Genomic DNA, 26,929 nt, shown 5'->3' on the forward strand with positions numbered 1-26,929 from the left:
GTCGTCCTGTGGTCGATGACCATGCTCATGAGCCGCCGCCTGGCCGCCCAGCGCCGGCAGTGTCCTGCTCCGGCGCGGGCAGCATGAACCTGCCCCGGTTTCTCCTCGACCAGCCAGCCCCGTTCCACCAGCCGTTTCAGCCGGGCCCTCGCTCCCTCGACACGGGAGGCAGAGGCGCTGTCCCAGCCCAGCACCACCGCGGCCCGCCGGGCACCGAGCCCATCGGCTCCCGCCCCCAGGGCGGCGGCCATCAACGCCTGGTAGTCCACCGACAACACCTCGGGTCCGGCCGCGTCCTGGCGGTGAGGCACCGCCCGGCGCGGACCCACCGGCTTCCTCTGCGACACGACGGCCACGGCGGGCGCATCCTCCTCGGCCAGCGCCTCCAGATACTGCTCCAGGCCGATCACCCGGCGCCTGAGCACCTCTTCCGCCTCAGTCAGAGCCGCACGCACTCGCTCCAACTCCGCTTCGAGATCCTCCACCCGCACCGCCGCGGCCTTCTGCCGCGCTTCCAACACCGCCCGCATCGACGGCATCCGTCACCCCCACGACGTCTTGGTCAGCAACGGACCCAGACTTCCGTGCCAGCCGCTATCTCATGCCTGACCAGCGGAAACCACACACGAGGTTCGGAAAGAGAACGACCTCTAAAGCCGTGGAGCCGACCGCCCCAGCCACGACGTACCCCTTCTCTGACATCAGGCGACTGACTGCCGTGAGCGCGGCACGGGCGCCGGCCGGGCTGGAGCGGGGCGGAGACAGGAGCGCAGGCCCGGCCGGGGGTCGGGCCGCGCGCGGGGAGCGGAGCGAGCCGCCTTGAACCTGTAGAGAAAGTTGTAACTCAGTCTGTGGTGCAGGGCTTGAAGCTGTGTGCACAGGCTGGGAGTTCAGCGTTTTGCCGGTGTGCCAGGGGCAGGAAGAGGACTGGTCGGATCGTCCAGGTGACGCAGATGTGGGCGTGCGTGATGGTCACGGTGCACGGCTCGGAGCGCAGGAGGGCTCTTCGGGTCTCGGCGCGTTCGTCGTGCAGCCATGCCCATGCTTCGTCCGATGCGTCGGAGTCGAGTGCCGGTGAGATGGTGCGCAGGGCGATGGCCACCCATCGATCCGCCTGGGGCGCCGAGTACGCGTCGAAGGAGGCCAGGAGTGCCGGCCCTTGTGTGGTGGTGACGTCCTCGGTCCAGCATTCACACCAGTAGCCGCGGGCGGGCCCGTTCATGAGGTCGCTCTCGTGAGGTGGGCGACGAGGACGTAGCGGGTGCTCTCGTCGTAGAGGGTGATCTGGTAGCCGGTGCCTGCGGTCAGGTAGGCGAGAGCTCGTTCGTGCTCTGCCTCGTCCGTCAGCCAGTGCAACCCGGGCTGCGCGTACGCGGCGTCGAGCTGGTCGGTGATGTGGCGCGTGCGCTCCTGTAACCAGCGCAGGGCCAGGCGCGGGCTGCTGGCCTCGTGTGACCCCATGGGAATGAAGCGCACCTCGTTGAAGGGGTAGGCGGCGGCCCTGCACTGGCACGGAAGAGGCTGCCTGCCAGCGTTCGGCGTTTCGGGGAGAGCGGACGTCAGCACGGGCGTCCCCCAGCTGGCCGGGCTCGGGTGATGAGTTCCGCGGTGACCGTGTGGCCGCCGTGGCTGTCGTGGACGACGACCCGGTGGGCGAGTGCGCTGACCATGTCCAGGCCCCGGCTGTGCTCGGCCTGGTCGTCCTGGTGCTCGGCCTTGGGGGCCGTGCCGGTGCCTCCCTCGTCCGTGACCGACAGGGCGACCACCCGCGGTGAGATCGCCACGGCCAGATGAAGGCTGCCGGACGTCCTGCCGCTGGCGGTGTGAAGGATCGCGTTCGTACTCAGCTCGCTCACGATCAGCTCGGCGTCATCGGCCAGAGGGAAGCCGCGCAGGATGTCCCGGGTCCAGCGGCGGGCCCGGCTGACCTCTTCCGGGAAACCTGGGCAAGACAGTCCCCAGACCCGGACCGTACTCGTATACTCGTGTATACAAGTTCCTTCATGCTGGTAGGCCGCCATGTGCAGCGGGTTCGGGCTAGACGAGTTTCACGCCGTCGTGGGCGCGAATGGCCGGCGGGGACGCCGCGTCGAGTGCGTCGAGCACACGGATCGCGTACGCCTCATCGGCCAGTTCAATGACTTCCTCGCGGGTGGCCCAACGCAGGGCGCGCGTCTCGTCCCCCGTGGTCGGAGTGCCGTCGGCCGCCTGGCAGCGGAAGACGAGGGAGACGATCAGGCCCGTCATGTTCTTGTAGACACCGGTCAGGGTCGCCGGAAGTGCGATCTTGATGCCGGTCTCTTCGAGGACTTCACGCTGAAGGGCTTCGGGGACGGTTTCCTCACGTTCGAGGACTCCACCCGGGGGTTCCCACTTACCGTTGTCGCGGCGTTTGATCAGGAGGGCCCGGCCTTGGTCATCGACGATGACCCCGGCGACGCTCACGGAGTGCGGGCGTTCTGTGCTCACGTTCCTCGGCCCTCTCGGCTGACTAGGCTCTCCACCGTAGCAACAACACTCACCCACTCGTCTAGATACCTAAAGGAGTACGCATGGCGTCTCTACCGAGCATCCTCGGCGGCCTCGACCCGACCAGTGACCGCGCGGTCTTCCGTCAGATCGCCGACCAACTGCGCGAGGCCATCGACCGTGGGCGATTCAAAGAAGGGGAGAAGCTGCCCTCCGAAGCCGAGCTGGTCGAGCACTACGGCGTCTCCCGGATGACCGTCCGGAACTCCTTCTCGATCCTCCAGGGCGAGGGCCTGGTCCACGCCGAGCACGGCAAGGGCGTCTTCGTCCGGCCCCGTCCGCCCGTGCGCCGTCTCGCCTCCGACCGGTTCGCCCGGCGGCACCGGGAGCAGGGAAAGTCGGCGTTCATCGTGGAGGCCGACGCGGCCGGCAGTCACTCCACCGTGGACAGTCTGGAGGTGAAGGAGGAGAAGGCCGGCCAAGACGTCTCCACCAGGCTGGGTTCCGTGCGGCGTGTGCTCGCCCGGCGTCGCCGGTACCTGCTCGACGGCCGACCGGTCGAGTTCGCCACGTCCTACCTCCCGCTCGACATCGCCCGCGGTACACAGATCGCCGAGCCCAACCCGGGCCCCGGCGGCATCTACGCCCGCCTCGAAGAACTGGGCCACCAGCTCGACCACTTCGAGGAAGAGATCCGGGCCCGGATGCCTTCGCCGTCAGAGGTGAAGACGCTGCAACTGGCCTCCGGCGTGCCGGTGATCCATCTATTCCGCACAGCCTTCGACACTGCGGGGCGGGCCGTGGAGGTCTGCGACACGGTGATGGCGGCCGACGCCTACGTCCTCTCCTACCAGCTTCCGGCGACCTGATCGGCGGTGCGCGAGGCCACTTCTCCGGACTCGTACACACCGACACGCATACTCGTATAGACGAGTGGGCAAGTTGTGTGGCAAGGTGATCCATGTTCCCGCGTAGCCGGGTTCGAAGGATGCATGTTGTCTAGACGAGTAGATAGGAAGAAGCCTTGCGCACCATCCGTGTGGAGACCTCGGCCGCGACGATCCTGCTGACCGAGGCACCCGAGCCCAAGGTCCGCGACCGGCAGTCGGGCGAGATCGCGAAGGACGCCGTCAGCGGTGAGGCGCTGATGACCATCGGCGTCGTGTACCTCGAGGAGGGGGAGTCGTCCCTGATCAAGGTGACCGTCCCGGAGAGCGGGGTGTCGGAAGGGCTCGCCCTCGGTGCCCCGGTCTCCCTGCCGGGCCTGGTCGCCCGACCGTGGGAGAGCGTGTTCAACGGACAGCAGCGCCACGGCATCGCCTTCCGGGCCGCCGCCGTCACTCCGGCCGCCTTCCCGGCCGCCATGGGGGCCACGGCCTGATGACCGATCTGGCAACGCTTCGGAGGTGGGTGGTCCCGTCGCCGCACTCGGCGGTGGGGCCGCCTACGCCCGGGGCAAGCACCCCGGCGTCTACTGGTCCACGGTCGGCTTACCGGTGTCCACGGTCCGGCTGCTCAGCTCCTACGGCTCCGTCATGGAGGCGTGCGGGCTGACCGTGGCCCCCTCCCGGCTGCGGGTCCTGGCGGTCAAAGCCACCACCCGCCGTGAGGTCCGGCCCGTACCGCCGCGCCGGGGGATCATCCGGCCGACCACGACGGGGCTGCGGGTCCGTCTGCGGCTCGCCCCGGGGCAGGAACCCGCCGACGTGGCCGCCTCCGCCGAACGGCTGCGGCACGCCTGGGGCGTCCACGCCGTCTACGTGACCACGATCAAGCCGGGCGTGGTCGAACTGCGGCTCGTCGGCTTCGACGTGCTACGGCGGGTGCGCATGCCGCGCAAGCTCCGCCCGGACCTGCTCCGGGTGCCGGTCGCGCTGCGCGAGGACGCCACTCCGTTCATACGCGACTACCGCACCGTGCCGCACCAACTCACCCTCGGCGCCACGCTGTCCGGCAAGTCCATGTACCTGCGGCACCTCGTCGCCGGCCTCGCCCGCCAACCTGTCGCCCTGGTCGGCATCGACTGCAAGCGGGGCGTGGAACTTGCGCCCTTCGCCCCGCGCCTGTCGGCGCTCGCCACCGACCCGGAACAGGCCGCCGAGCTGCTGCCCGTGCTGATCAAAGAAATGGAGGACCGGTACGACCTGATCAAGGCCCGGCGGGCATCGCGCCGAGCACACCGGACGAGGAGATCACCTCCGACATCTGGGGCCTGCCCGAGCACGAACGCCGGGTGCCCGTCGTGCTGTTCGTCGATGAGGTGGCCGAACTCTTCCTCGTCGCCACGAAGAAGGACGAGGAACGCCGGGACGAGATGGTTACCCAGCGCATCCGGCTCGCCCAGCTCGGCCGGGCCGCCGGCATCTACCTGGAGGTCTGCGGCCAGCGCTTCGGCGCCGAGCTGGGCAAGGGCGCGACCATGCTGCGGGCCCAGTTGACCGGCCGCGTCTGCCACCGCGTCAACGACGAAGCCTCCGCCAAGATGGCGCTCGGCGACATTGCCCCCGAAGCGGTCTCCGCCGCCTGCGCCATCGCCCCCGAACGGCCCGGCCTCGCCGTGGCCGGCGACACCTCCGGCGGTTGGTCCCGCATCCGCACGCCGTACCTCTCCCTCGGCGACGCCGCCGAGACCTGCCGCGAGTCGGCCCACCTGGTCCCCGACCTGCCCGCGCTCAAGCCCTTCCGGCCCGACGTCCCTGTACGGCCGTCCGCCGAGACACCGGGCCCGGTCGTGCGGCCCCGCCCGGTGACCGACTGACCCGCGTCCGCACGAGCCCCGGTCGGCGTGACTGCCTCACGCCATGTCCCTACCCCTCCCATGCCCGAACCTGGAAGGAGCCGCAGCATGCGCGCCCACCTGGCCCGCGTCGACGCGGTGCTCATCCAAGCGGTCATCGCCGCCGCGCTGTCCTTCGCCCACCTGCACGACGTCGCCTCGGCGGCCGGACAGGACGGGTGGAAGGCGTGGGCCTATCCCGTCTCGGTCGACCTGCTGCTCGTCGCCGCCTGGCGCCGACTGCGGTCCGGCGACGCGAAAGCGGCCGGGTGGTGCTGGTTCCTGATCGCCCTCGCCGCGTCCCTCGGCGCGAACGTTGCTACCGCCGGACTGCTCGACTTGGACCACGTGCCGGCCTGGCTCCGCATCCTCGTCGCGGGCTGGCCCGCGGTCGCCTTCCTCGGCGGAACCCTCCTCGTCCACTCGTCGCCGACCACGCACGACGAGACCAGTGACGCCGTGGGCCAGGAGGTGCCCCAAGACATTGAGGACCAGGAGGACGCGCCCGATCCCGCACCGGAACCCCCGGCGCCTCCGACGGCCGAGCCGGTACCGAGTCCGCCTCCGGCCCCGCCGCCGGTCGCCGTCCCGGCCGCCCTGGTCGAGCACGCCCGCAAAGTCGCCGCCGAGCACCACGCCCGCACCGGAACGGCCATCGACACCCCGACCCTGCGCGCCCGCCTCGGCGTCCCGCCGCCCATGGCCGACGCCATCGCTGCCCAGCTCTGAGAGGAGACCCACATGAGCGCCAACCGCCGCTTCCGCTCCGTCACCCGCATCGGCCCCGTCCAGGTCGGCACGTCCTACGACGGTCGCGGTCGGGAGAAGCACACCGCTGCCTGCACGGCCCCGCGCTGCGGCTTTTCCGCCGACTACGACAGCCGGGCCGCCGCCGAACTGGCCGCCCGTACCCACCGCTGCCCCGTCCGCTGAAAGGACCCGCACACCGTGACCGTCAGCCTGCCGCTCGTCGTCCTCCTCGGCTTCTTCGCCTGGGGAGCGGTCAAGTTCCTCGGCGTCCGCACGTGGATCGTCGTCCTGATCGCCCTCTTCGGCTTCTGGCTCTCGGACACCTTCCTGGCCCCCGCCATCGAGTCCGGTACGCGCTCCGGCGTGGGCATCGCCAACGGCTCACATGACTAGACGAGTAGGTAAGGAGAGCTTCGCCGCGTTCCTGCCCAAGTACCCCGACAGCCCGACGCCGCCGCCCGTGCACCCCCACACCGTGGCCGACCAGGTGCCGGCTCGGCGGCCAGCTCCTCAGATCTCCGTCAGCACCGGAGCGGTCGCGGTCGTCCTCGTTGGCGGCGTCGTGCTGACCGCGCTCCTGGCCGCCGTCGCCGTCACGGCCGTCTCCGTGGCCGTCGCCGCCGTAGTCCTGCGCTCGCTGCTCCGCGACCAGCACCACCGCTGACGCACCAGCCTCCCGGGGCGGCCTCGATACCGCCAAGCATCCGCCGCCCCCGGGGGCCGTCTCCCTCCAGCCGAAGCAGAAGGAGAAAGCCATCATCACCCGCGCCACTCCGCCTCCGTTCCACCAACTTGGCGAACTGGCCGCCCTCGGCACCATGCCCGCACTCCTGCGCCAGCTCGCCGGCCTCGGCGGCTGCACGCACCCGATCCGCCTCGACGGCCACCGCACCGAGTACGCCGTCGACACCCGCACCGGCGAGATCGGTGGCGTCCTCCACCACCTCGACTCCTCCAGCCTCCCGGCCGGTCACCTCTTGGTCCGCTGCAACAACCGCCGCACGACCCGCTGCGTGGCCTGCGCTGAGGTGTACCGCCGCGACACCTTCCACCTGATCACCTCCGGACTGCGCGGCGGCAAGGGCGTCCCCGAACGCGTCGCCGCCCACCCGCGCGTCTTCGCCACCTTCACCGCGCCCAGCTTCGGCCCGGTCCACAACCGCCCCACCGGCCCGGCCGGCCCGGCCCGCCGCTGCCGCTGCGGCGCGCTCCACGACCAGGACGACCCCGTACTCGGCACCCCGCTCGACCCGGACACCTACGACTACGAAGCCGCCGTCCTCTGGAACGCGCACGCCGGTCCGCTGTGGCGGCGCTTCTCCATCTACCTGCGCCGGGAGGTCGCCAAGCGCGCCGGCCTCACCCAGCGAGCTTTCCGCGAGTACGCCCGGGTGTCCTTCGCCAAGGTCGCCGAGTACCAGAAACGCGGAGCCGTCCACTTCCACGCCGTCATCCGCCTCGACGGCCCCGAGGGCGGCGACACCCCGCCTCCCGCCTGGGCCACCGCCGAACTGCTCACCGATGCCATCCGCGCTGCCGCCACCGCCGCCCGCGTGGACGGCCCGGTCATCGACGGCCGGGCTCATGCCTTCGCCTTCGGTAGTCAGCTCGACGTCCGCACCATCCGCTCGGCCGACTTCGACGGCGGTCAGGAACTGACCGAACGGGCCGTGGCCGCGTACATCGCCAAATACGCCACCAAGGGCGCCGAGACGGCGACGGGAGCTCTGGACCGGCCGCTGAGGTTCCTCGCCGAACTCGCCCAGCTCGACATCAGCGACCACGCCCGTCGGCTCATCCGCACCGCCTGGACCCTCGGCGCGCGCAAGGACCTCGAACACCTCCGCCTGCGTGCCTGGGCCCACATGCTCGGCTTCCGCGGCCACTTCTCCACCAAGTCCCGCCGCTACTCCACCACCCTCGGCGCCCTCCGCGACGTTCGCGCCGCATGGCGTCGCGCACAAGCCCTGGCAGCGAACGAGACCGACCCGGACACCACCCTCGTCCTCGCGCACTGGATCTACGCCGGAACCGGCCTCACCGACGCCGAAGCCTGGCTCGCCGAAACCCTCGAACCCGCTCCCGGAACGGAAGGAGAACCGACCCATGCGTGATGACGAGCTGCTGACGGTGCCCGAAGTGATGGCGGGGCTGAAGGTCGGTCGCTCCACGGTCTACGACCTGATCCGTTCCCGTCGCCTGCCCTCGATCACCATCGGCCGGTGTCGCCGCATCCCGGCGCGGGCCGTCCGCGAGTACATCACCAACGAACTGGAGGCGGCGGCCTGATGGCCCAGCAACGCAAGCGGAACCCCAACGGCGCCGGCACCATCACCAAGCGCAAGGACGGCCGTTTCCAGTGCGCGGTGTACGTCCTCCAACCGGACGGCACCCGTGCCCGCAAGTTCGCCTACGGCAAGACCTGGGCCGAGTGCGACGCCAAGCGTCGGGAACTGCTCGACAAGGTCGACCAGGGCGTGCCCGTGCCGACCCGGTCGGCCAGACTCGCCGAGTGGCTGCCGTACTGGCTGGACAACGTCATCAAGCCTCGGCGGAAGCTCAGCACGTACGACAAGTACGAAGCGCACGTCCGGCTCTACCTGGTACCGCTCCTCGGTGCCAAGCGGCTCGAATCGCTGGGCGTCGCAGACGTGCGCCGCTTCCTCGTCCGCCTGGAGGAGAAGACCACGGCGGCGACGGCCAAGGAGGCACACCGTGTGCTGCGTTCGGCGCTGTCCTCGGCGTGCCGCGAGGAACTGATCACGCGGAACGTGGCCAAGCTCGTCGAACCTCCTCGCACAGACAACCGCGAACTGAAGCCCTGGACTCTGGACGAGACGCTCGACTTCCTGGCGGCCTCCCGTAAGGACCCGCTGTACGCGGCCTTCGTGCTCGCCATCGCCATGGGGCTCCGCAGGGGAGAGATCGTGGGCCTGCGCTGGTCGGACGTCGACCTCGACGGCCGCGTGCTGTACGTCCGTCAGCAGGTGCAGCGGCGCCGGGGCGTGTTGTACGACGACGATCCCAAGAGCCGTCGTCGCCGTGCCGTCCCGCTGCCCGCGCTCTGCATTGCGCCCCTGCGCTGGCACCGGATGCGGCAGGTGGCGGCTCGGGTGAAAGCGGGGGAGACCTGGCGTGAGTCGGACTACGTCTTCACCACCCGCACCGGCCGCCCGGTCGAGCCGCGGAACCTCTACCGATCCTTCACCCGCGTCGCCCGGTCCGCCGGCCTCCGGGTGATCCGGCTGCACGACGCCCGGCACGGCACGGCCACGCTCCTCACGGCGGCCGTCGCGCCCCGCGTGGTGATGGAGATCCTGGGGCACTCCCAGATCAGCATCACCATGGATGTCTACACGCACGTCGTGCAGGACACGCAGCGGGAGGCCATGAGCCACATGGACCGGCTACTCAGGAAGCGGCGTCCCGGTCGTCAGTGACCGACGCCGTTGATGTCAGAAGTGGATGTCAAAGGCCCCGGACCATGATCGGTCCGGGGCCTTTTGCCTGGTGCCCCCGGCAGGATTCGAACCTGCGACACCCGCTTTAGGAGTTCTCCTTGGGCGGGGCTGTGACCTGCGGAAACGTGGGTCACAGGGTGTCTGACCTGGGGAAACACTCCTCCGTAGTTCTCACGTGTTTATAGGGCTTCTCGTCCTCATGTGTGCTGTATCCGTTCCGCGTCGACTGAACGGGGGCGACCTCGTGCCGCAGGCCGCGGAGGCCCGTTAAGGCTTGCGCTATGCAATTGGAGGTATATACCGTTGATTGCATGGCGGAGCGGTGGGAGATCGAGATCGAACCCGAGGTGCGGGACTGGCTGGAGTTGCTTCCGTTCCGCCTCTACCGGCGTGTGGAGGACAAGACGGACCGTCTCTTGGACGAGCCGACGACGCTTGGTGAGCCGTACTCGCGGCACCTGGGCGGCAAGCTGCGTGAGCTGCGCTTCGAACTGGACGGCGAGGCCGTGCGCATCCCGTACTGGCTAGCTCCCGGGCAGCGGATCGTTCTGCTGACGGTGTTCCGTAAGACGAGGATGCGCGAGGCGGCGGAAGTCGAGCGTGCGCAGCAGGCCCAGAAGGTCTGCGAGGCCGAGCACGGCCGAGCCGAGCACACCTACGAACGGCGCAAGGAGAGTTGATGAATCACAGCACGTGGAAGACGCGCCGGGCCCGGCAGCTTGCGGGTGAGACGGTGGAGTACGACCAGGAGTACGTCGACGCGCGGCTGGCTGGCGATCTCGGGCAGGCGGTCTACGACCGTCGGATCGAGCTTGGCCTGTCCCAGGCCGAACTGGCCGAGCGGGCTGGGATGACGCAGCCTCAGGTGTCCCGGATGGAGGGCGGCGACACTGTGCCCACTCTCCCGCTGCTGCGACGCCTGGCCAAGGCCCTCGACGGCACCCTGAACGTGGCCATCGACGAGGGTGACTCCCACGTCACCTTCACCCCACACGCCGCCTGAAACCGAGCCGCGCTCGGTCCGTCGACGATGTCGCCGACCTGAGTCGGTGCGCGTCGCGGATGCCTTGAGGATGAGATGAATCGGGCGAGCCTGCCGCGCGCCGGCGGCTCGGCCAAGAACGCGCCGGAAGGGTGGCCAGACGTGGGTCTGGTCCGCCCTGGCGCTGTGTCGCGCGTACGAAGGCCCTCCCGTCCGTCGGACGAAAGGGCCTCTGACCAGGTGTTTCTCTGTGCCCCCGGCAGGATTCGAACCTGCGACACCCGCTTTAGGAGAGCGGTGCTCTATCCCCTGAGCTACGAAGGCGTGATGCGGCGCCCGGCAGGGCGCTCGATCCACAGGGTACCGGATCAGGGCTTCGGTGGGCGCTGGTGGGGGTTCGGGGTGGGCGGGGGAGGAGCTGGTTGAAGATGTGGTGACCTGGCCGCCGTAATCCGGGCGCTGGGGCGGGTGAGCAGCGCCGGTGAAAACGCGCTCGCTCCCCGAGACCCGCCCCCGCACACTCGTCCCATGGATCGTCTCCCCGAGATCGCCCACCGGCTCGCCCGCATCCCCGGCATCGTCGGCGTCACCCTCGGTGGCAGTCGGGCACGCGGCGCCCATCGGGTCGACTCCGACTACGACCTCGGTCTGTACTACCGACCTCACACTCCGCCCGACACCGACGCCCTCCGTCGGCTCGCCGGCGAGCTGACCGGTGGGCCCGTCGAAGTGACCGAACCCGGTGGCTGGGGGCCCTGGGTGGACGGCGGGGCGTGGCTGACCATCCCGGTGACGTCCCCAGCGCACCCAGCGCCCCCGCCCTCAGCGCCCCGAGCGTCCCCGTCCCCAGCGCTCCCAGCACCCCCAGCGCCCCCAGCGCCCCGACCCCCAGCGCTCCCAGCACCCCCAGCGCACGCAGCGCCCCCGCCCTCAGCGCACCCAGCGCCCCCACCCCCGGCGCCGCCACGCCTCCCATGTCCCCCACCCCCTCCCCGCCACCGCGTCGACTGGATCTACCGGGATCTCGACCGTGTCCGGCGGATCTGGCAGGACTGCCGGCGAGGGCGTTTCGAGGTCGGGGTCCAGGCCGGGCACCCGCTGGGCGTCTACTCCCACTCCTACGTCGGTGAGCTCGCCCTCGGACGTGTCCTCGCCGATCCGCGCGGGGAGTTGCGGGCGCTGCAGCAGGAGGTCCGGCGTTATCCCGAGGCCCTGCGCGACGCGCTGATCGGCAATGCCCGCTGGGAGGCGCCCTTCATCCTCGCCGGGGCTCGTAAGGGTGCCGCCCGTGGTGACGCCTTCTACGTCGCCGGCTGTCTCTTCCGCGCCGTCGGGTTGCTCGTCCACGCCCTGCACGCTCACGCCCGCTGCTGGGTGCTCAATGAGAAGGGGGCCGTCGAGGCCGCCGGGCGGCTCGGCGTCGCGCCCGCCCGATTCGCCACTCGGGCCCACGAGTTGTTCGTCCCGTCGGGAGCCGCGCCCGATGCGCTGCACGCCGTCCTCGACGCCGCCGACGCGCTGGTCGCCGAGGTTCTCGACCGGCTCGGGATCTGATCGTCCGGCAGGGGTGCGTTCACCGCCCGGGAAAAGTCCGGCCGGATCCGAACTGCCGGAACGGTTGACTAAACCGGTTAAGTCTCCAACACTCCTGCCACCGAGGCAAGTTCGGCCTCGTAGAGCAGGACAAGAGCCGCACACCCCACATCATCAGGAGAGGGCATGACCCTGTCTGTACGCACATCCCTGCCCAAAATCATGCGCAGAGCCGCAGTCGCCTTCACGGCCGGAATGATCGGTCTGGCCGGTTCCGTATTCGGGCTCTCGGGCACCGCCCACGCCGCCACCGGAATTCATGTCAGCAACGGCCGCATCCTCGAGTCGAACGGCAACGACTTCGTGATGCGCGGCATCAACCATGCTCACGCCTGGTACCCCGGCCAGACGAGCAGCTCCCTGGCCGCCATCAAGGCCAAGGGAGCGAACACCGTCCGGGTCGTTCTCGCCACCGGGCACAAATGGACCCGTACCTCCGCCTCCGAGGTGTCCGGGATCGTCTCCCAGTGCAAGGCGAACCGGCTGATATGCGTGCTCGAAGCGCATGACACCACCGGTTATGGAGAAGACTCCGGCGCGGCCACGCTGAGCCAGGCCGTCGACTACTGGACCGGTATCAAGAGCGCGCTCGTCGGCCAGGAGAATTACGTCGTCATCAACATCGGCAACGAGCCGTACGGAAACACCAACTACACCCAGTGGACCTCCGCCACCCAGCAGGCCATCTCCCGGATGCGCGGCGCCGGCTTCCGGCACGCGCTGATGGTGGACGCGCCCAACTGGGGGCAGGACTGGTCCGGCACCATGCGCTCGAATGCCTCCGCGGTGTTCAACTCCGACCCCGCGCGCAACACCATCTTCTCCATCCACATGTACGGCGTGTACGACACCGCGGCCGAGGTGCAGAGCTACCTCAACGCCTTCGTCAACGCCCGACTGCCCATCGTGGTCGGAGAGTTCGGGAACAACCACAGCGACGGCAACCCCGACGAGGACGCCATCATGGCCACCGCCCAGAGCCTGCGGCTCGGTTACCTCGGCTGGTCCTGGAGCGGCAACGGCGGCGGCGTCGAATACCTCGACGTGGTCAGCAACTTCAACGCCGGCCAGCTGACCACTTGGGGGCAGCGCCTCGTCAACGGGGCCAATGGCATCGCCGCCACCTCCCGCGAGGCGTCCGTGTTCGGCGGCACCGGGAGCGGAGGCGGCACCGCGCCGAACGGCTACCCCTACTGCCAGAACGGCAGCGCCACCGATCCCGACGGCGACGGCTGGGGCTGGGAGAACTCCCGCTCCTGCGTGGTCCGGGGCGGACCGGCCGACCGTTAGCCGTGTCCGCCGGTGAGTCGGGCCGGCGGTGCCGTGTCCGCCGGAAATCCGAAGTCTGCGACGTCCGCCGCGACGTCCGCCGGTGATCCGTGTCGGCCACGCCCGCCGGTGAAACCGCCGCCGGACGTCCGGTGAAGCAGCGGCCCCCGTCCCTCCCCAGGGGACGGGGGCCGCCGTACGCCCCCTCCGTCACTTCGTCGCGCCCTGCGCGAACCCGTTGTAGATGTACCGCTGGAGGAACAGGAACACCACCAGCGTCGGCACGATCACCAGGATCGTGCCGGCCGAGATGTGCTCCCAGTGCGCCCCGAAGGGGCCCTTGAAGCGGAAGAGGGCGGTGGAGATGGTGCCGAGGTCCTCGGCCGGCATGTAGAGGAAGGGGATGTAGAAGTCGTTGTAGACCGTGATCCCCTTGATGATCACCACGGTGGCGATGGCCGGCTTGAGCAGCGGCAGGATGATCTTCCAGTAGATGGTGAGGGAGCTGGCGCCGTCCAGGCGCGCGGCCTCGTCCAGGGAGACCGGGATACCCCGGATGAACTGCAGGAACACGTAGATCGAGACGATGTCCGTGCCCATGTAGAGCAGGATCGGCGCCCACAGGGAGTTGAACAGGCCGAAGCTGTTCACGACCTGGAAGGTCGCCACCTGCGTCGTCACGCTCGGCACCAGCGTCGCGATCAGGAACAGCAGCATCACCGGCTTCTTCAGCCGGAACCGGAACCGGTCGACCGCGTACGCCGTCATCGAGCCGATGAGCACCGTGCCCGTGATGGAGAACAGCAGGATGAACGCCGTGTTGGCGAACGCCGACAGCATCTGGCCGTCGTTGAACGCGGTGACGTAGTTGCCGAAGTTGAGCCAGTCGCCCGGCAGCGACAGCGCGCCGCCGTCGGCCACCTCGGCGGGCGTCTTCAGCGAGGTGAGGAAGACCACGACGAGCGGGACCAGCACGACCAGCGAGGCGACGATCAGGGAGAGGTAGATCAGCACCGGGGCCAGGCGCGGCCCGCGGCGGGCGGCGCGGCCCCGCGGCTCGCGTGCGGACCGGGGGACGGATGCGGAGACGGTCATACGAGGTCCACCTTCTCGTCGGGCACGAGGCGACGCTGGATCCAGGTGATCAGCAGGATGATCAGAAGCAGGACGACGGCGGCGGCCGAGGCGAGGCCCGTCTTGTTGAACTGGAAGGCGAGCTTCACCGTCTGGATGACGAAGGTCGAGGTGCCGGTCGCGCCGCCGGTCATGATGTACGGGATCTCGAAGACCGACAGGGACCCGGAGATCGCCAGGATGACGCTCAGCCCGATCACCGGCCGGATGCTCGGCGCGATGATGTGCCGGAACTGCTGCCAGCGGCTGGCCCCGTCCAGCTGGGCCGCCTCGTAGAGCTCGCCCGGGATGGACTGGATCGCGCCGAGGAACAGCACGAAGTTCAGGCCCGTGAAGCGCCACACGGACACGCCCGCGAGCGACGTGTTGGCCGACGTCGGGTCGCCCAGCCAGGCGCGGTCGGTCTCGGCGCCGAACCAGGAGAGCACCGAGTCCAGCGTGCCGCCGTCCTGGAAGAAGTAGAGGAAGACGAAGCCGATGGCCACGCCGTTGATCAGGTAGGGGAAGAACAGGATCCCCTTGAACAGATTGCGAAAGCGCAGGTCGAAGCTGAGGATCGTCGCGAAGTAGAGGGCGATGACGATCTGCACGACGGACGCGGCGAGGTAGTAGAAGCTGACGAAGAACACCCGGAACAGCTCGGGCCGGGTGAAGATCTGGCGGTAGTTGTCGACGCCGGTGAAGTTCCGGTCGGGGCTGACGCCGTCCCAGTCGGTGAAGCTGAAGTAGATCATGTTCGCCACGGGGACGTAGGTGAACGTGATCAGCAGGGCCAGCGGGACGGCCAGGTACAGCCAGGGCGTGAGGCGGCGCAGCAGCGGGCCGCGACGGTCGCCGCCGTTGCCGCCGCTGCCACCACGGCGGCCGCGTCCGGGTCGGCCGTCACCGGTCTGCGCTCTGCGGCCGGCGGCGGCGCGGCGCGTCTTCGCGGGCGCCGCGTGGGTCATCTCGGTCATGGAGGGCCTTTCGTCGTCCGCGGAGGGCGCGGCGCGGGTGCGCGGCGGGCGGGACGGGCGGGGCAGGGGGGCTGGCGGGGCAGGCGGGGCGGCGGGACGGGCAGTCGTACAGGATCAAGCGGGTGGGTGGGAGGGGGCGCCGGGGCAGGCGGGGCGGTCCCGGCCCGGTCAGGTGGCCGGGACCGCCCCGGTACGGGGGTGGCCTGCTCCCGGACCGGCCCGCCCCGGTGGGACCAGCCCTTCACCCGGGCCCGCCCCGGCGGGATCGGCCCACCCCGGTTCAGGCCCCGCCGATCAGGACCCCGCCGTCCTCGCCGCCTCGTTCCACCGCTTGTCGAGGTCCGCGAAGAAGTCCTCCAGGTTGCCCTTGCGTGCACCGCGCGCGAGGTCGACCAGCTGCTGGCGGTAGTCGGGCTTGTTCAGGCCGATCTCCGCCGCGTTGTCGATCGCGTTGACCTCGCCGGTCTTGGCCTCCGAGCGTTCCACGAACATGACATCGTTGTCCACGAAGTCCTTGAGCGTCTCCGGCATGGGAGCGGCCTGGAGCGCCGGCACGGCGCCCTCGGTCTCCGAGTAGCCGGACTTCTCGGTGAACCAGTCGATCCACGCCCGCGCCGCGGTCTTGTGCTCGGAGTGGACGCTGACCGCCTGCTGGTAGTCGGAGACCAGCGTGGCGCAGAAGCCGCCGTCCTTCTGGGTCGGGAACGGCATGAAGCCGATGTCGGCCGGGTCCGTGCCCGCGTCCTTGGCCGCGGCCTGCATCTGCGTGATCGCCCAGGAGCCGAGGTGCATGGTGGCGATCTCGCCCTTGGCGATCATGCCTTTGGAGGCTTCCCAGTTGGTGGTGCTCGGGTCCTTCTCGGACAGGCCGCCCTTGACGACGTCGTGCAGCAGCGAGTCGATCACGCGGAGGTCGCCGCCCTCCTTCCAGGGCGAGACGGCGCCGGCGAGTTCGTCGTTGGCGTGCTCGTCGCAGCTGACCGTGCCGATGTTGTTGCTCCAGGCCGTCAGGGGCCAGGCGTCCTTGAAGTTGGTGTAGTACGGCACCGCGTCCGTCTTGGACTTGATCTTCTTCAGGTCCGCGAGGAACTCCTCGGGGCTGGTCGGCCAGTCGGTGACGCCGGCCTTCTCCCAGACGGCCTTGTTGTAGACGAAGCCGTTGGCGGTGCCGAACTGGGCGATGCCGTAGACCTTGCCGTTCACCTCCGTCTTGTCGGTGAAGCGGTACTTGCCCTTGAAGTAGTCGCTGCTGCCGAGGGAGGCGAAGAACTTCGGGTAGTCGTTCTTGGCGACGGCGCCCGGGATCATCAGGACGTCGCCGTAGTCCTTGGTGTTCATCCGGATCTTGACCTCGCCCTCGTAGTCGGTGAGGGCCTCGAACTCGACCTTCACCTTGGGGTAGGTCTTCCGGAACTCCTCCGCGTACTTGTCCATCGTCCCGTTCTGGACGAGGTCGGTGCGGTGGGTGAGCACCTTGATGGTGCCGGAGGCGTCGGCCGGGTCCTTCGGTGACGACGCCGTGCCACCGGAGGTCGTGCCTCCGCCACTGCACCCCGCGACCGTAAGGGTCGCGATGGCCAGAAGCGCTCCCGACAGCGTCTTCTTCTTCCCCATGTGCCCAGCTCCTTCAGGAATGCGGCTCAGCTCTGCGGGTGGGATGTCGGCACTATGTCAGCGACTGGTGAACCGGTAAAGCAGTCATTCCGCTCGCGATGCTCAATCGTTACCAGGGGATCGTTTCGCTGCACGTTGACCCTGTGGTGATCGGGCAGGTTCGGTCGGCAGGGGAGCTAGACCGGTTTATGGACAGCGGGTGATCAGCGGGTTAGGTTGTCCCGCGTCACCGTCATCCCGTCTCATCCCAGACCGTGGCATGAGCCATGCGCCGCGGGCCACGGGCCACGGGCCATGAGCCACGGGCCACGAGCCATGAGTCATGCGATTGGAGCCGCACCATGAGGGACGTCACCCCCCTTGCCGAGGGCTGGAGTCTGCGCCACGACGACGCGACGCTTCCGGCGCGGGTGCCGGGCTGCGTCCACACCGACCTGCTGGCCGCCGGCGTCATTCCGGACCCCTTCCTCGGCCGCAACGAGGCCGAGGTCGCCTGGGTGGGGCGCCGCGCGTGGACGTACGTCCGGCACCTGCGCCACGACAGCGGGCACGAGCGCACCGACCTGGTCTTCGACGGCCTCGACACGGCCGCGACCATCACCCTGGACGGTCTTCCGGTCGGCGCGACCCGCAACATGCACCGCCGCTACCGCTTCGACGTCACCGGCCGCCAGGGCGAACTGGCGGTCCGCTTCGCCTCCGCCTACGACGAGGCCGAGGCCGTGCGGGCGGTCACGGGCGAACGGCCCAACGTCTATCCCGAGCCGTCGCAGTACATCCGCAAGATGGCGTGCAACTTCGGCTGGGACTGGGGGCCGACGCTGGTGACGGCGGGCATCTGGCGCCCGGTCCGGCTGGAGCACTGGTCCACCGCCCGCATCGCCGGCGTACGGCCCCTGGTCACCGTCGACGGCACTGCCGGCCGCGTCGAGATCCGCCTCGACGTCGAGCGCACCGCGGGCGGCGCGGGCCGGGACCTCACCGCCGAGGCGACCGTGGCCGGCGTCCGCGCCGAGACCCGCTTCACCGGCGACGAGGCCGTGCTGACCCTCCAGGTCCCCGACGTACGCCTGTGGTGGCCCCGCGGCTACGGCGAACAGCCCCTCTACGACCTCCGCCTCACCCTCGCCGACGACCACGGCGCCCCGCTCGACGCCTGGGAGCGCCGGATCGGCTTCCGCACGATCGAGCTGGACCGCTCGCCCGACGAGCACGGCACCGGGTTCACCCTCGTCGTCAACGGCGTCCGCGTCTTCGCCCGCGGCGTCAACTGGATCCCCGACGACGCCTTCCCGTCCCGCGTCACCCCCGAGCGCTACCGCACCCGGCTCACCCAGGCCGCCGACGCCAATGTCGACCTGGTGCGGGTGTGGGGCGGCGGCATCTACGAGGACGACGCCTTCTACGACGTCTGCGACGAACTCGGCCTCATGGTCTGGCAGGATTTCCTCTTCGCCTGCTCCGCCTACCCCGAGGAGCAGCCCTTGCGCGGGGAGGTCGAGGCCGAGGCGCGGGACAACGTTGTCCGGCTGATGCCGCACCCCTCCCTCGTCCTGTGGAACGGCAACAACGAGAACCTCTGGGGCTTCCGCGACTGGGACTGGGAGCCCGCCCTCGCCGGCGACTCCTGGGGCGAGGGCTACTACCTCGGACTGCTCCCGCGGATCGTCGCCGAACTCGACCCCACCCGCCCGTACGCCGCCGGCAGCCCCTGGTCCGGTTCCTGGGACCACCACCCCAACGACCCCGCGCACGGCACCCACCACTCGTGGGAGGTGTGGAACCGGCAGGACTACGCCGAGTACCGCGCGAGCGTCCCGCGCTTCGTCGCCGAGTTCGGCTGGCAGGCGCCGCCCGCCCTGGCCACCCTGCGCCGCGCCCTGCCCGGCGAGGAACTCACCCCCGACTCCCCGGGCATGCTGCACCACCAGAAGGCCGAGGACGGCAACGGCAAGCTGAACCGCGGCGTCGCCCGCCACTTCCCGCTGCCCGAGGGCGACTTCGACCGCTGGCACTATCTGACCCAGCTCGTCCAGGCCCGCGCGGTCGCGGCCGGCATCGAGCACTGGCGCTCGCACTGGCCCGTGTGCGCCGGCACGGTCGTCTGGCAGCTCAACGACTGCTGGCCCGTCACCTCCTGGGCCGCCGTCGACGGGGACGGCCGCCTCAAGCCGCTCCACCACGAACTGCGCCGCGTCTACGCCGACCGGCTGCTCACCCTCCAGCCCACGCCCGACGGCGCCCCCGAGGGCCTGGTCCTCGCGGCCGTCAACCAGTCCGCCGAGCCCTGGTCGACCGAGGTGACGCTGCGCCGCGTGGAGGCCGGGGGCGCCACGGTCGACGAGGCCCGCATCGAGGTCGAGGTGGCCGCCCGCTCGGTGGTCCGCGTGGCGGTGCCGGCAAAACTGCTGCCGGACGCGGCCTGCGGGAAGGAGTTCCTGGTCGCGGACGCGGACGCACAGGACCCGCGCACGGGCGGAAGCGAGGGCGCGAGCGGCCTGCGCGCCCTGCACTTCCCGGTCCCCGACAAGGACTTCGCCCACCCGAAGCCGGTCTACGACATCGCCCTGGAACCGGTGCCCGGACAGGGGGATAGAGTCGATGTCGTGGTCAGCGCACATACCCTCGTCAGAGACCTGCTGCTCCAGCCCGACCGGCTCGGTCCGGAGGCCGTCTGCGACCGAGGTCCGCAGACACTGCTGCCCGGTGAGCGGACGCGCATCCGTGTCACCGGCTGCGGCGACGTCGGCATCGAGGCCGTCAGGACCGCTCTGTTCTGCGTGGACGTGGTGTGAGCGGCGGCCCCGAGGAACGCGTCACGATCAAGGACGTCGCCGTCCGGGCCGGGGTGTCCAAGGGCGCGGTGTCCCTGGCGTTCAACCACAAGCGCGGCGTCTCCGAGGCCACCCGCGAGCGGATCTTCCAGGCCGCCCGGGAACTGGGCTGGGCGCCCAGCGCGACCGCCCGCAGTCTCTCCAGCCGGCGGGTGGACGTGGTGGGGCTGGCCCTGTGCCGGCCCGCCCGGCTGCTCGGCCTGGAGCCGTTCTACATGGACTTCATCTCCGGCATCGAGAGCGTCCTCGCCGAGCGGTCCTGCTCGCTGCTGCTGCGGCTGGTGCGCGACGTGGACGAGGAGATCGCCCTTTACAAGGACTGGTGGCGCAGCCGGATGATCGCCGGGGCGATCCTGGTGGACTTCCGCCGGGACGACCCCCGGGTCCCGGCGCTCCAGGACACCGGCCTGCCGGCCGTGGCGGTCGGGCATCCGTCGCTGACCGGGTCCTTCCCGGCGGTGTGGACGGACGACGCCTCCGCGGTCGCCGAGGCGGTCAGCTATCTGGCGGCGCTGGGGCACCGGCGCATCGGCCGGGTGGGCGGTCCGACGGACCTCGGCCACAGCGCCATCCGCGCGCGGGCGTTCACGGAGACGGTCCGCAAGCTGGGCCTGGAGGAGACCCGGCAGATCGCCACGGGCTTCGACGAGAAGGAGGGCGCCCGCGCCACCCGCTCCCTGCTGCTCGCGGCCGACCGGCCGACCGCGATCGTCTACGACAACGACATCATGGCCGTCGCGGGCGCGGGCGTCGCCGCGGAGATGGGCTTCACGGTGCCGGACGACCTGTCCCTGCTGGCCTGGGACGACTCCCAGCTGTGCCGGATCACCCACCCGACCCTGTCGGCGATGAGCCACGACGTCCACCACTTCGGCGCCGAGGTGACCCGCGTCCTGTTCGACGTCATCGGCGGCGCCGACCGCGACTCCCACCAGGTGCCGACCCCCACGCTGACGCCCCGCGGCTCGACGGCGCCGCCACCGCGCAACGGCGGCTGAGGCCGCCCCCGGCGTCCGCCGCGGGTCTACGCGAAGTCGTACGGCGCCCAGTCGGCGACCCGGCGATAGCCGAGCCGCCGATAGAGGGCGTTGCTGGTCGGGTTGCCGGCGTCCGTGTAGAGCACGACCTCCGTGGCGCCCGCGGCGAGGACGGCCCGGGTCGCCTCGGCGGTCACGGCGGCGGCGTAGCCCCGGCCGCGGAAGCGGGCCGGGGTGTAGACGGGGTCCAGCCGGACCATCCCGGCGGTCATCGGGTTGACGCCCGCCATGGAGACCGGGGTGCCGTCCGGGAGTTCCCAGAAGGTGTAGCGCTTCTCGGCGTAGCGGGTGCCGGGCCAGGTGGCGGCGTCGATGGCGACGGACTCCCCGAGATCGGCGGCCAGTTCACGGCACCAGCGCATCAGGTGCTCGAGATCCTGCTCGCCCGCGGCCCGGCCGTGGCCCTCGGGGTGAGGGTCGGGCGGGGTGAGCCGGTCGAGGCGGTACAGGTGCATCCGGACGCGGAGCACGGGCGTCGTGCCGGTGTGCCGCCGCCATGCCTCGGCGAACGCGGTGGCGGTGTCGTGGTCCGCGGTGACGCCGGCGAGCGTGTGACCGAGGCCGGCCAGGTGGGCGGCGAGGGCGTCGGCCCGCTCGGGGGAGAGCGGGGTCAGGGTGAGGCGGCGGGAGGGGGGCCGGTAGAAGACCGCCCGCGTCCCGTCGTCCGACTCCAGGCGCCCGAAGAGGACGGACCCGGGCTGGTACGCGCCCGGCGTGGTCCGCCACTTCTCCACCGTGGTGAGCGGCGTGTTGTGCAGCACGGGGCGCGAGCGGAGGAAGTCTCCGGCATGGGTGAGCAGGTCGTCGAGGTCGTGGCTGAGGTGCCAGGCGTCCGGTCGCATGCTTCATGGTGCCGGGTGGCGCTCCCCGTCGAGGGGCGGGGCGGCTCCGCCGGGGACGACGGCCTGTCGGCGCCGACGGGGGCGCTCGCCACCCGGAGCGGTTCACCTGCCTGCACGGCCGGTCGCAGTCGGCGGTGCCGTCGTGTCAGGACTTGCCGTGACCGTGACCGCTGCCGTGGCTGTCGCCGTAGTCGTCCCCGTAGTCGTCGCCGTATCCGTGGCCGGGCTTGGACGGCGTGGGGCGGCCGGTCGGCTCGGTGGGTGTGGGCGTCGGCCTGGTCGGCGTGGCCGTGGGCGCCGGTGTCGTGCCGGTCGGCGACGGGGCGGGCGTCGATCCCGTGGGCGACGGGGTCGGGAACGTCGGGGTCGGGAACGTGGGGGTCGGCGTCGGGCTGTCGGTCGGGGTCGGCGTCGGGCTGTCGGTCGGACTTGCCGTCGGGCTGTCCGTCGGCGACGGCGACACCGTCTCCGTGTCGCACGCCAATTCCGCCGCGAACGGGAAGTAGTGGATCTCCCCAGCGTTGGCCGGACCGCCCGGCCGACCGGAGAGCGGACCCGCGATGAGGGAGTCGACGATGATGTCGCCCTCGATGTTGGCCGGGTCGAGGTCGGTGAGGGTGGCGCGGGGGGCGTAGATCGTGCCCTCGACGGTGTCGCCGTCGGTGACGGTGATGTCCGTGACGTCGGCGCAGTTCCAGAGGAATCGCCCCGTTTCGTGGGTGTGGGCGAGCCGTGGCGCGCCGGTGCGGCACCCGTATGGAAGGGGCGTGGCGGGTCGGCGGCGTGGCGGGCAGGGGCGGCCTCCCGGCCGGGCACGGCGGGTTCGCGGCCGGCCGGGCGGGTCAGGTCAGGGGTACGCGGGTGAAGCGGGACGACGTGTGCAGGTCGGCCTCGATCGCGGTGGCCGTGGCGCGCAGTTCCGGCAGGAGGGAGCCGACGCACTCCTGCGTCGTGTGACGGGAGATGTGCATCGCCGTGTTGACGGCGGCCACGACACGGCCCGCGCGGTCGCGGACCGGGACCGCCAACGAGCGCAGGCCCTCCTCCAGTTCCTCGTCGACGAGGGCGTAGCCCTGCTCGCGGACGGTGGCCAGGATCCGGGCCAGCTCGGCGGGGTCCGTGACGGTGTGCGGGGTCAGCGGGTGCAGTGGGCCCGGGTCGGGCGAGGGCAGGTCGCCCAGCAGGACCCGGCCCATCGACGTGGCGTGGGCCGGGAAACGGGTCCCCACCGTGATGTTCACGCTCATCACGCGGGTGGTGGCCACGCGGGCCGTGTACTGGATCTCGTCGCCGGCCGGGGTGAGGACTGCGAGCGACGTGGACTCGTGGATGCGGTCGGCGAGCGCGGTCAGGTGCGGGGCCGCGATCCGGGGGAGGGAGGTGCGGGACAGGGGTGGGTAGCCGAGGGACAGCACGCGCGGAGTGAGGGTGAAGGCGCCCTCGCGGGACTGGCGGACCAGACCGAGGTGCTCGTACGTGATCAGGGCCCGGCGTGCCGTCGCCCGGGCCAGCCCGGTCGCCCTCGCCACGTCGGCCAGGGTCAGTTCGGCGCGGCCCTCGCCGAACGCCGTCAGCACGGTCAGGCCCCGGGCCAGCGACTCCACGAACTCCCGGCCCAGCTCCTGTTTCGACGCACCCGTCCACAGGGCCAGTCCCGCGGGCAGGGCGCACGGCCGGGTCGGGGGCGCGGTGCGCAGCTCCGCCTCCATCGCCGCGACCGCCTCCCGCAGCGGGGGCAGCAGGTTCTCGCGCAGGCTCGCCGCGGTGTGCCGGCTCGTGTGGCTGACCACGCTCGCCGCGCACGCGATCCGTCCGGTGCGGGGATCGCGTACCGGAACCGCCACCGCTACGAGTCCCGGTTCGATCAACTGGTCGTCCAGCGCCCACCCCTGCTCACCGGCCTCGGCCGCGCGCCGCGCGAAGTCCCGGTCGGACAGCGGACGTTCGGCCGGCGGTACGGCGATGAAGGCGTCGTTGCGCGGGTCCTCGGCCCGGCGCGCCCGCCAGCGGCGCCAGTCCTCGGGCGTCCACTGCGCCGCGAACAGCGCGCCGGGCGCGGTGCGTTCGCCCGGCAGCAGGTCGCCGATGCGGAAGCTCAGGGACATCGCGCGGCGGCGGGTCGCCTGGTGGACGAACCGGATGCCGTCGCCGTCGCGGACCGCGAGGGACACCGACTCGTCCAGCTCGTCGGCGAGGGCGTCCGCCCGCCCGGCCAGCAGGTCGGGCAGGCGCAGGGCGGCCAGGTAGGCGTTGCCCAGCTCCATCAGACGGGGAGCGAGGACCGCGTCCCGCCCGTCGAGCCGGACGTACCCCATGCGGGCGAGGGTCGCCGTGACCCGGTCGACGGTGGACCGGGCGAGCCCGGTGGCCCGCTCCAGGGCGCTCAGGCTCAGCACGCCGTCGGCCTCCGTGAGTCGCCGCACCACCGCGACCCCGCGGATCAACGGCGCGACCGCTTCGGCCGGCGGCACGTCGGCGACCGGCAGGTCGGCGACCGGCGCGGCGTTCGTCGTGGGGTGGGCGGGACGGGCGGCGGGCATCAGTTCTCCGGTACGGCGATCGGGGCACGCCTACGGTAACCGCGCGAGCGCCCGCCGGGACGCCGGGCGTCCGGCGGCGACACGGGACGCCGGCCACCCACCCGACGCCTGCTCCCGGCCTCCGGCCCCACCTCCGCTCCCGCCCCACCTCCGCTCCCTCCCCGCTACCTCCGCTTCCGCTCCACCCGCACCACATGGTTCCCCGCCGGGTCCACGCCCGTGACCTCTATCTCGATGCCCCGGCGCGGGTCCTTGAAGGTCTGGCCCGGGGTGAAGGCGGCGTCGGAGAGTTCCGCGTGGACGTTCGGGCTGCGGGTGCAGCCGCCGCTGTCCCGGCGGGAGTCGTACACCCGCACCGGCCCCATGCCGGTGTCCACGTCCGCGTCCACCTTGTAGATCAGCACGCCCGGCCGGCACACGGCCTCGTCGTTGCCGGCGCGGGTGCGCAGCTCGGCCGCGTAGCCCGTGCGCCGGTCGATGGGTATGAAGATCAGCTTGGGGCCGCCCGGGCGGGCCAGCGGGGTCAGCAGGTGCTCGCTCGTGCCGTGCGCGGCGACGCAGCCGACCTGGGCCGGGTCCAGCCAGCCGAGCTTCCACTTGTGCCAGCCGAGGAGGTCGTTGTTGGCCCCCCAGTCCTCGCTCATGATGTCCCAGTGCCCGACCGCGCCCCCGCCCTCCTGGGTGTAGAGGTCGGGCAGGCCGAAGACGTGGCCGTTCTCGTGCGGCAGGACGCGGTAGCCGGTGCGCGCGTAGGCGCCGGAGCCGTCGTCCTGGCGGGAGTAGACGAAGGAGGCGTTGGCGACGGGGACGCCGTCCGCCGTAGGGGCCTCGCTGTTGCCGGCGAACGTCACCGACAGGACGGTGTCCAGCGCGGACGGGCCGGCGTTCGGGGTCACCAGCACGTTCAGCAGGTCGTACGCCGCGAAGTCGACCTCGGGGTCGGCGGCGCCTACCAGGTCCTCGACCAGCAGGCGGTAGCCGGGCTCGAAGGGGGCGCCGCGCTCTATGCCGTACTCCTCGAACGGCCTGGGCATCCGCAGCCAGTCGCGGATCGGGGTCTCGGGGCGGTAGTCCAGGCGGCCGTAGGAGCTGGTGCGGAACCAGGCGCGGGTCTGCGGGAAGAACTCCCGGAAGCGGTTCATGGCGCTGCCCCGGCCCGGCGCGTCCTCGAAGTCGATCATCAGGGTGAGCGCGCGGATCGTGCCGGTGGAACGGGCGTAGCCGCCGGAGGTGGGGATGCCCTCGGACATCTGCACGTCCAGCCTGCTGCTGATCATGCAGGGGGCGAGGGCGGTGGCGTGGGCCGGGTTCATCGCGCGCGCCCCGGCCGCCGCCGGGCCCACCGTGTGGTGACCCGTGCCCGCCGACGTGCCGACCGCCAGGGTGAGCGCGGTCACGGCGCCGAGCGCGGCGACCCGGCGCGGGCGTATCCGGCGCGCGCCGGAGGGGAGGGGTTGCGACGGGGGCCGTGGCTGCATGCATGGACCTTTCGCTCCAGGCAGCCACCGTTCTCCCGGCTGCACCCTCTCCTCACCCTGTGCGGGGCGTGTCGCGGGCGCGCGCTGGGGGAGACCGTTCGGGCGATCACGCGAAAGGGGGAGCGGGGGGAGGGAGGGGCAGGTGGGAGGGGGTGCGGGGAGGACGGGTGGGGGCGTGGTCCCGGGCGTCGGGCGAGGCGGGTCTGGGTGTGTTCCCGGGCGTCGGAAGACGGCGTGCGTCGAGCTTCGGGCGGGTGTGACTCAGGTCACCTCGAATGCGGGAAATAACCGGGGACTCGATCCCCGTTTAACCCTGCGTCCGGACGAAACGGGGAGCTGCTCCCCGGATCGCCGCGACACTCGTTCCGATCGCCCTGGGAAGACCACCCAGACCACTCGAGGAGTACGCCGTGAACGCCGCCGCCCCCGCACGCCGCAAGGTGCCCCGGCCGCGCGCCGACGCCCTGCGCAACCGGGAGCGCATCGTCACCGCCGCCCGGGAGATGTTCGTCGAGCTCGGCCCCGATGTGCCGCTGGACGAGATCGCCCGCCGGGCCGGCGTCGGCAACGCCACGGTGTACCGCAACTTCCCGGACCGCGACGCCCTCGTCCGTGAGGTCGTCTGCTCCGTCATGGACCGCACGGCCCATGCCGCCGAGCAGGCGCTGGCCGACCACGGGGACGCCTTCGCGGCACTGGAGAGCTTCGTGCACACGGCCGCCGACGAGCGGATCAGCGCCCTGTGCCCGATGATCGCCAGCACCTTCGACGCGCACCACCCCGAACTGGAGGCGGCCCGCACCCGGGTCGAGGCGCTGGTGCAGGAGGTCATGGACCGTGCCAAGGCCGCCGGGCAGCTGCGTCCCGATGTGGACGTCGGCGATCTGATGATCGTCATCGCCCAGCTCAGCCGGCCTCCGGCGGGTGCCGCCTGCCTCAGCATCGACCGCTTCGTCCACCGTCACCTGCAGCTGTTCCTGGACGGACTGCGGGCGCCGGCCCCCACGTTGCTCACGGGCAGGCCCGTGACCATGGAGGCCCTTCGCCGCGCCTGAGCCAGCAGTCCGCGTCCCGCGTCCGGTTCGCCCTACGCTTCTTCCGCTTTTCGTCCGACGAAGTCCCGTTTCGCCCAACGAAGTCCTGGTCCCGACGAAGCTCCGATTTCCGCCCGAGCAGTCCCGAAGCGTTCACGCT

27 protein-coding genes, 1 tRNA gene and 4 pseudogenes are annotated in these 26,929 nt (G+C 71.1%); 19 read left to right on the forward strand and 13 right to left on the reverse strand.

Going from position 1 to position 26,929, the window contains the following annotated elements:
• Nucleotides 1–25: 25 nt before the first annotated feature.
• The 5 genes and pseudogenes from ACZ6KF_RS24690 to ACZ6KF_RS24710 form a co-directional block, all read right to left on the reverse strand.
• Nucleotides 26–530 (reverse strand): annotated as a pseudogene (locus tag ACZ6KF_RS24690) (hypothetical protein).
• 314 nt (nucleotides 531–844) lie between these two features.
• Entirely contained in the window at nucleotides 845–1,222 is a 378-nt protein-coding gene (locus tag ACZ6KF_RS24695) for a hypothetical protein (RefSeq protein ID WP_469240384.1), read from the reverse strand.
• Nucleotides 1,219–1,461 (reverse strand): hypothetical protein, encoded by a 243-nt coding sequence (locus tag ACZ6KF_RS24700; protein WP_469240386.1) that lies wholly within the window; start codon nucleotides 1,459–1,461, stop codon nucleotides 1,219–1,221. Before ACZ6KF_RS24700 ends, ACZ6KF_RS24695 begins: the two co-directional genes overlap by 4 nt.
• A 98-nt stretch (nucleotides 1,462–1,559) precedes the next feature.
• The gene (locus ACZ6KF_RS24705; protein ID WP_469240529.1) at nucleotides 1,560–1,991 is read right to left on the reverse strand and encodes an ATP-binding protein; all 432 of its coding nucleotides are present in this window, start codon (nucleotides 1,989–1,991) and stop codon (nucleotides 1,560–1,562) included.
• Between the two features lie 46 nt (nucleotides 1,992–2,037).
• A complete protein-coding gene (locus ACZ6KF_RS24710; protein WP_469240531.1) occupies nucleotides 2,038–2,445 on the reverse strand; it encodes an NUDIX hydrolase in 408 nt (135 codons plus the stop codon).
• Nucleotides 2,446–2,552: 107 nt separating this feature from the next.
• Between ACZ6KF_RS24710 and ACZ6KF_RS24715 the strand changes: the two genes are divergently transcribed.
• The 12 genes and pseudogenes from ACZ6KF_RS24715 to ACZ6KF_RS24770 all read left to right on the forward strand — a co-directional run bounded on the left by ACZ6KF_RS24715 (nucleotide 2,553) and on the right by ACZ6KF_RS24770 (nucleotide 10,459).
• Nucleotides 2,553–3,338 carry a GntR family transcriptional regulator gene (locus ACZ6KF_RS24715; protein WP_469240388.1) on the forward strand — a complete coding sequence of 262 codons (786 nt, stop codon included), beginning with the start codon at nucleotides 2,553–2,555 and terminating at the stop codon, nucleotides 3,336–3,338.
• 155 nt (nucleotides 3,339–3,493) lie between these two features.
• Nucleotides 3,494–3,850, forward strand: coding sequence for an SCO3933 family regulatory protein (locus ACZ6KF_RS24720; RefSeq protein ID WP_469240390.1), 357 nt, complete (start codon nucleotides 3,494–3,496; stop codon nucleotides 3,848–3,850).
• Nucleotides 3,850–5,227 (forward strand): annotated as a pseudogene (locus ACZ6KF_RS24725) (FtsK/SpoIIIE domain-containing protein). The gene ACZ6KF_RS24720 and the pseudogene ACZ6KF_RS24725 overlap by 1 nt, the downstream one beginning before the upstream one ends.
• A gap of 87 nt (nucleotides 5,228–5,314) precedes the next feature.
• Nucleotides 5,315–5,974: a DUF2637 domain-containing protein gene (locus ACZ6KF_RS24730; protein WP_469240392.1), complete on the forward strand. Its 660-nt coding sequence runs from the start codon at nucleotides 5,315–5,317 to the stop codon at nucleotides 5,972–5,974.
• A gap of 12 nt (nucleotides 5,975–5,986) precedes the next feature.
• Entirely contained in the window at nucleotides 5,987–6,178 is a 192-nt protein-coding gene (locus tag ACZ6KF_RS24735; protein ID WP_004986816.1) for a mobile element transfer protein, read from the forward strand.
• A gap of 15 nt (nucleotides 6,179–6,193) precedes the next feature.
• On the forward strand, nucleotides 6,194–6,388 hold the full coding sequence (locus ACZ6KF_RS24740) for a hypothetical protein (RefSeq protein WP_469240394.1): 195 nt from the start codon (nucleotides 6,194–6,196) through the stop codon (nucleotides 6,386–6,388).
• Nucleotides 6,381–6,659: a SpdD protein gene (locus tag ACZ6KF_RS24745; protein WP_469240396.1), complete on the forward strand. Its 279-nt coding sequence runs from the start codon at nucleotides 6,381–6,383 to the stop codon at nucleotides 6,657–6,659. The genes ACZ6KF_RS24740 and ACZ6KF_RS24745 overlap by 8 nt, the downstream gene beginning before the upstream one ends.
• Nucleotides 6,660–6,813: 154 nt before the next feature.
• The gene (locus ACZ6KF_RS24750; protein WP_469240397.1) at nucleotides 6,814–8,109 is read left to right on the forward strand and encodes a replication initiator; all 1,296 of its coding nucleotides are present in this window, start codon (nucleotides 6,814–6,816) and stop codon (nucleotides 8,107–8,109) included.
• A complete protein-coding gene (locus ACZ6KF_RS24755) occupies nucleotides 8,102–8,284 on the forward strand; it encodes a helix-turn-helix domain-containing protein (RefSeq protein ID WP_469240398.1) in 183 nt (60 codons plus the stop codon). The genes ACZ6KF_RS24750 and ACZ6KF_RS24755 overlap by 8 nt, the downstream gene beginning before the upstream one ends.
• Nucleotides 8,284–9,435 (forward strand): tyrosine-type recombinase/integrase, encoded by a 1,152-nt coding sequence (locus ACZ6KF_RS24760; RefSeq protein ID WP_469240399.1) that lies wholly within the window; start codon nucleotides 8,284–8,286, stop codon nucleotides 9,433–9,435. Before ACZ6KF_RS24755 ends, ACZ6KF_RS24760 begins: the two co-directional genes overlap by 1 nt.
• A gap of 332 nt (nucleotides 9,436–9,767) precedes the next feature.
• Nucleotides 9,768–10,136 (forward strand): type II toxin-antitoxin system RelE/ParE family toxin, encoded by a 369-nt coding sequence (locus tag ACZ6KF_RS24765; RefSeq protein ID WP_469240401.1) that lies wholly within the window; start codon nucleotides 9,768–9,770, stop codon nucleotides 10,134–10,136.
• Nucleotides 10,136–10,459: a helix-turn-helix domain-containing protein gene (locus ACZ6KF_RS24770; protein WP_469240403.1), complete on the forward strand. Its 324-nt coding sequence runs from the start codon at nucleotides 10,136–10,138 to the stop codon at nucleotides 10,457–10,459. The genes ACZ6KF_RS24765 and ACZ6KF_RS24770 overlap by 1 nt, the downstream gene beginning before the upstream one ends.
• A 230-nt stretch (nucleotides 10,460–10,689) precedes the next feature.
• Here ACZ6KF_RS24770 and ACZ6KF_RS24775 read toward each other — a convergent pair.
• Nucleotides 10,690–10,762, reverse strand: a tRNA-Arg gene (locus tag ACZ6KF_RS24775).
• Nucleotides 10,763–10,966: 204 nt separating this feature from the next.
• On the opposite strand from ACZ6KF_RS24775, the pseudogene ACZ6KF_RS24780 reads away from it, so the two are divergent.
• From ACZ6KF_RS24780 to ACZ6KF_RS24790, 3 genes and pseudogenes are all read left to right on the forward strand, one after another.
• Nucleotides 10,967–11,224, forward strand: a pseudogene (locus tag ACZ6KF_RS24780) (nucleotidyltransferase domain-containing protein); the annotation flags it as partial.
• A gap of 384 nt (nucleotides 11,225–11,608) precedes the next feature.
• Nucleotides 11,609–11,992, forward strand: coding sequence for a hypothetical protein (locus ACZ6KF_RS24785; RefSeq protein ID WP_469158772.1), 384 nt, complete (start codon nucleotides 11,609–11,611; stop codon nucleotides 11,990–11,992).
• Between the two features lie 165 nt (nucleotides 11,993–12,157).
• Nucleotides 12,158–13,321 (forward strand): cellulase family glycosylhydrolase, encoded by a 1,164-nt coding sequence (locus tag ACZ6KF_RS24790; protein ID WP_469240405.1) that lies wholly within the window; start codon nucleotides 12,158–12,160, stop codon nucleotides 13,319–13,321.
• A gap of 189 nt (nucleotides 13,322–13,510) precedes the next feature.
• Here the strand turns inward: ACZ6KF_RS24790 and ACZ6KF_RS24795 are convergent, their stop codons facing one another.
• The 3 genes from ACZ6KF_RS24795 to ACZ6KF_RS24805 form a co-directional block, all read right to left on the reverse strand.
• On the reverse strand, nucleotides 13,511–14,395 hold the full coding sequence (locus ACZ6KF_RS24795; protein WP_356628175.1) for a carbohydrate ABC transporter permease: 885 nt from the start codon (nucleotides 14,393–14,395) through the stop codon (nucleotides 13,511–13,513).
• Nucleotides 14,392–15,381, reverse strand: a complete 990-nt coding sequence (locus ACZ6KF_RS24800; protein WP_469240532.1) for a carbohydrate ABC transporter permease — start codon at nucleotides 15,379–15,381, stop codon at nucleotides 14,392–14,394. The genes ACZ6KF_RS24795 and ACZ6KF_RS24800 overlap by 4 nt, the downstream gene beginning before the upstream one ends.
• A 303-nt stretch (nucleotides 15,382–15,684) precedes the next feature.
• On the reverse strand, nucleotides 15,685–17,004 hold the full coding sequence (locus ACZ6KF_RS24805) for an ABC transporter substrate-binding protein (RefSeq protein ID WP_356628180.1): 1,320 nt from the start codon (nucleotides 17,002–17,004) through the stop codon (nucleotides 15,685–15,687).
• 341 nt (nucleotides 17,005–17,345) lie between these two features.
• Between ACZ6KF_RS24805 and ACZ6KF_RS24810 the strand changes: the two genes are divergently transcribed.
• Both ACZ6KF_RS24810 and ACZ6KF_RS24815 read left to right on the forward strand, forming a co-directional pair.
• Nucleotides 17,346–19,799 carry a glycoside hydrolase family 2 protein gene (locus ACZ6KF_RS24810; RefSeq protein WP_469240407.1) on the forward strand — a complete coding sequence of 818 codons (2,454 nt, stop codon included), beginning with the start codon at nucleotides 17,346–17,348 and terminating at the stop codon, nucleotides 19,797–19,799.
• Nucleotides 19,796–20,836, forward strand: a complete 1,041-nt coding sequence (locus ACZ6KF_RS24815; RefSeq protein WP_356628184.1) for a LacI family DNA-binding transcriptional regulator — start codon at nucleotides 19,796–19,798, stop codon at nucleotides 20,834–20,836. Before ACZ6KF_RS24810 ends, ACZ6KF_RS24815 begins: the two co-directional genes overlap by 4 nt.
• Nucleotides 20,837–20,862: 26 nt before the next feature.
• Here the strand turns inward: ACZ6KF_RS24815 and ACZ6KF_RS24820 are convergent, their stop codons facing one another.
• Nucleotides 20,863–21,717, reverse strand: a complete 855-nt coding sequence (locus tag ACZ6KF_RS24820; RefSeq protein WP_469240409.1) for a GNAT family N-acetyltransferase — start codon at nucleotides 21,715–21,717, stop codon at nucleotides 20,863–20,865.
• A 227-nt stretch (nucleotides 21,718–21,944) separates the two neighbouring features.
• Between ACZ6KF_RS24820 and ACZ6KF_RS24825 the strand changes: the two genes are divergently transcribed.
• Complete coding sequence (locus ACZ6KF_RS24825) at nucleotides 21,945–22,223, forward strand: hypothetical protein (protein WP_469240411.1); 279 nt, start codon at nucleotides 21,945–21,947, stop codon at nucleotides 22,221–22,223.
• Between the two features lie 44 nt (nucleotides 22,224–22,267).
• On the opposite strand, the pseudogene ACZ6KF_RS24830 reads toward ACZ6KF_RS24825, so the two are convergent.
• From ACZ6KF_RS24830 to ACZ6KF_RS24840, 3 genes and pseudogenes are all read right to left on the reverse strand, one after another.
• A pseudogene (locus ACZ6KF_RS24830) lies at nucleotides 22,268–22,414 on the reverse strand (collagen-binding domain-containing protein); the annotation flags it as partial.
• Nucleotides 22,415–22,559: 145 nt separating this feature from the next.
• Complete coding sequence (locus ACZ6KF_RS24835) at nucleotides 22,560–24,257, reverse strand: IclR family transcriptional regulator domain-containing protein (protein WP_469240413.1); 1,698 nt, start codon at nucleotides 24,255–24,257, stop codon at nucleotides 22,560–22,562.
• A 164-nt stretch (nucleotides 24,258–24,421) separates the two neighbouring features.
• The gene (locus ACZ6KF_RS24840) at nucleotides 24,422–25,735 is read right to left on the reverse strand and encodes a M6 family metalloprotease domain-containing protein (RefSeq protein WP_356628192.1); all 1,314 of its coding nucleotides are present in this window, start codon (nucleotides 25,733–25,735) and stop codon (nucleotides 24,422–24,424) included.
• Nucleotides 25,736–26,145: 410 nt separating this feature from the next.
• Here ACZ6KF_RS24840 and ACZ6KF_RS24845 point away from each other — a divergent pair, with 410 nt between their 5' ends.
• Nucleotides 26,146–26,790 (forward strand): TetR/AcrR family transcriptional regulator, encoded by a 645-nt coding sequence (locus ACZ6KF_RS24845; protein WP_356628194.1) that lies wholly within the window; start codon nucleotides 26,146–26,148, stop codon nucleotides 26,788–26,790.
• Nucleotides 26,791–26,929: the final 139 nt, after the last annotated feature.

The organism is Streptomyces sp. NPDC046379 (assembly GCF_055587785.1).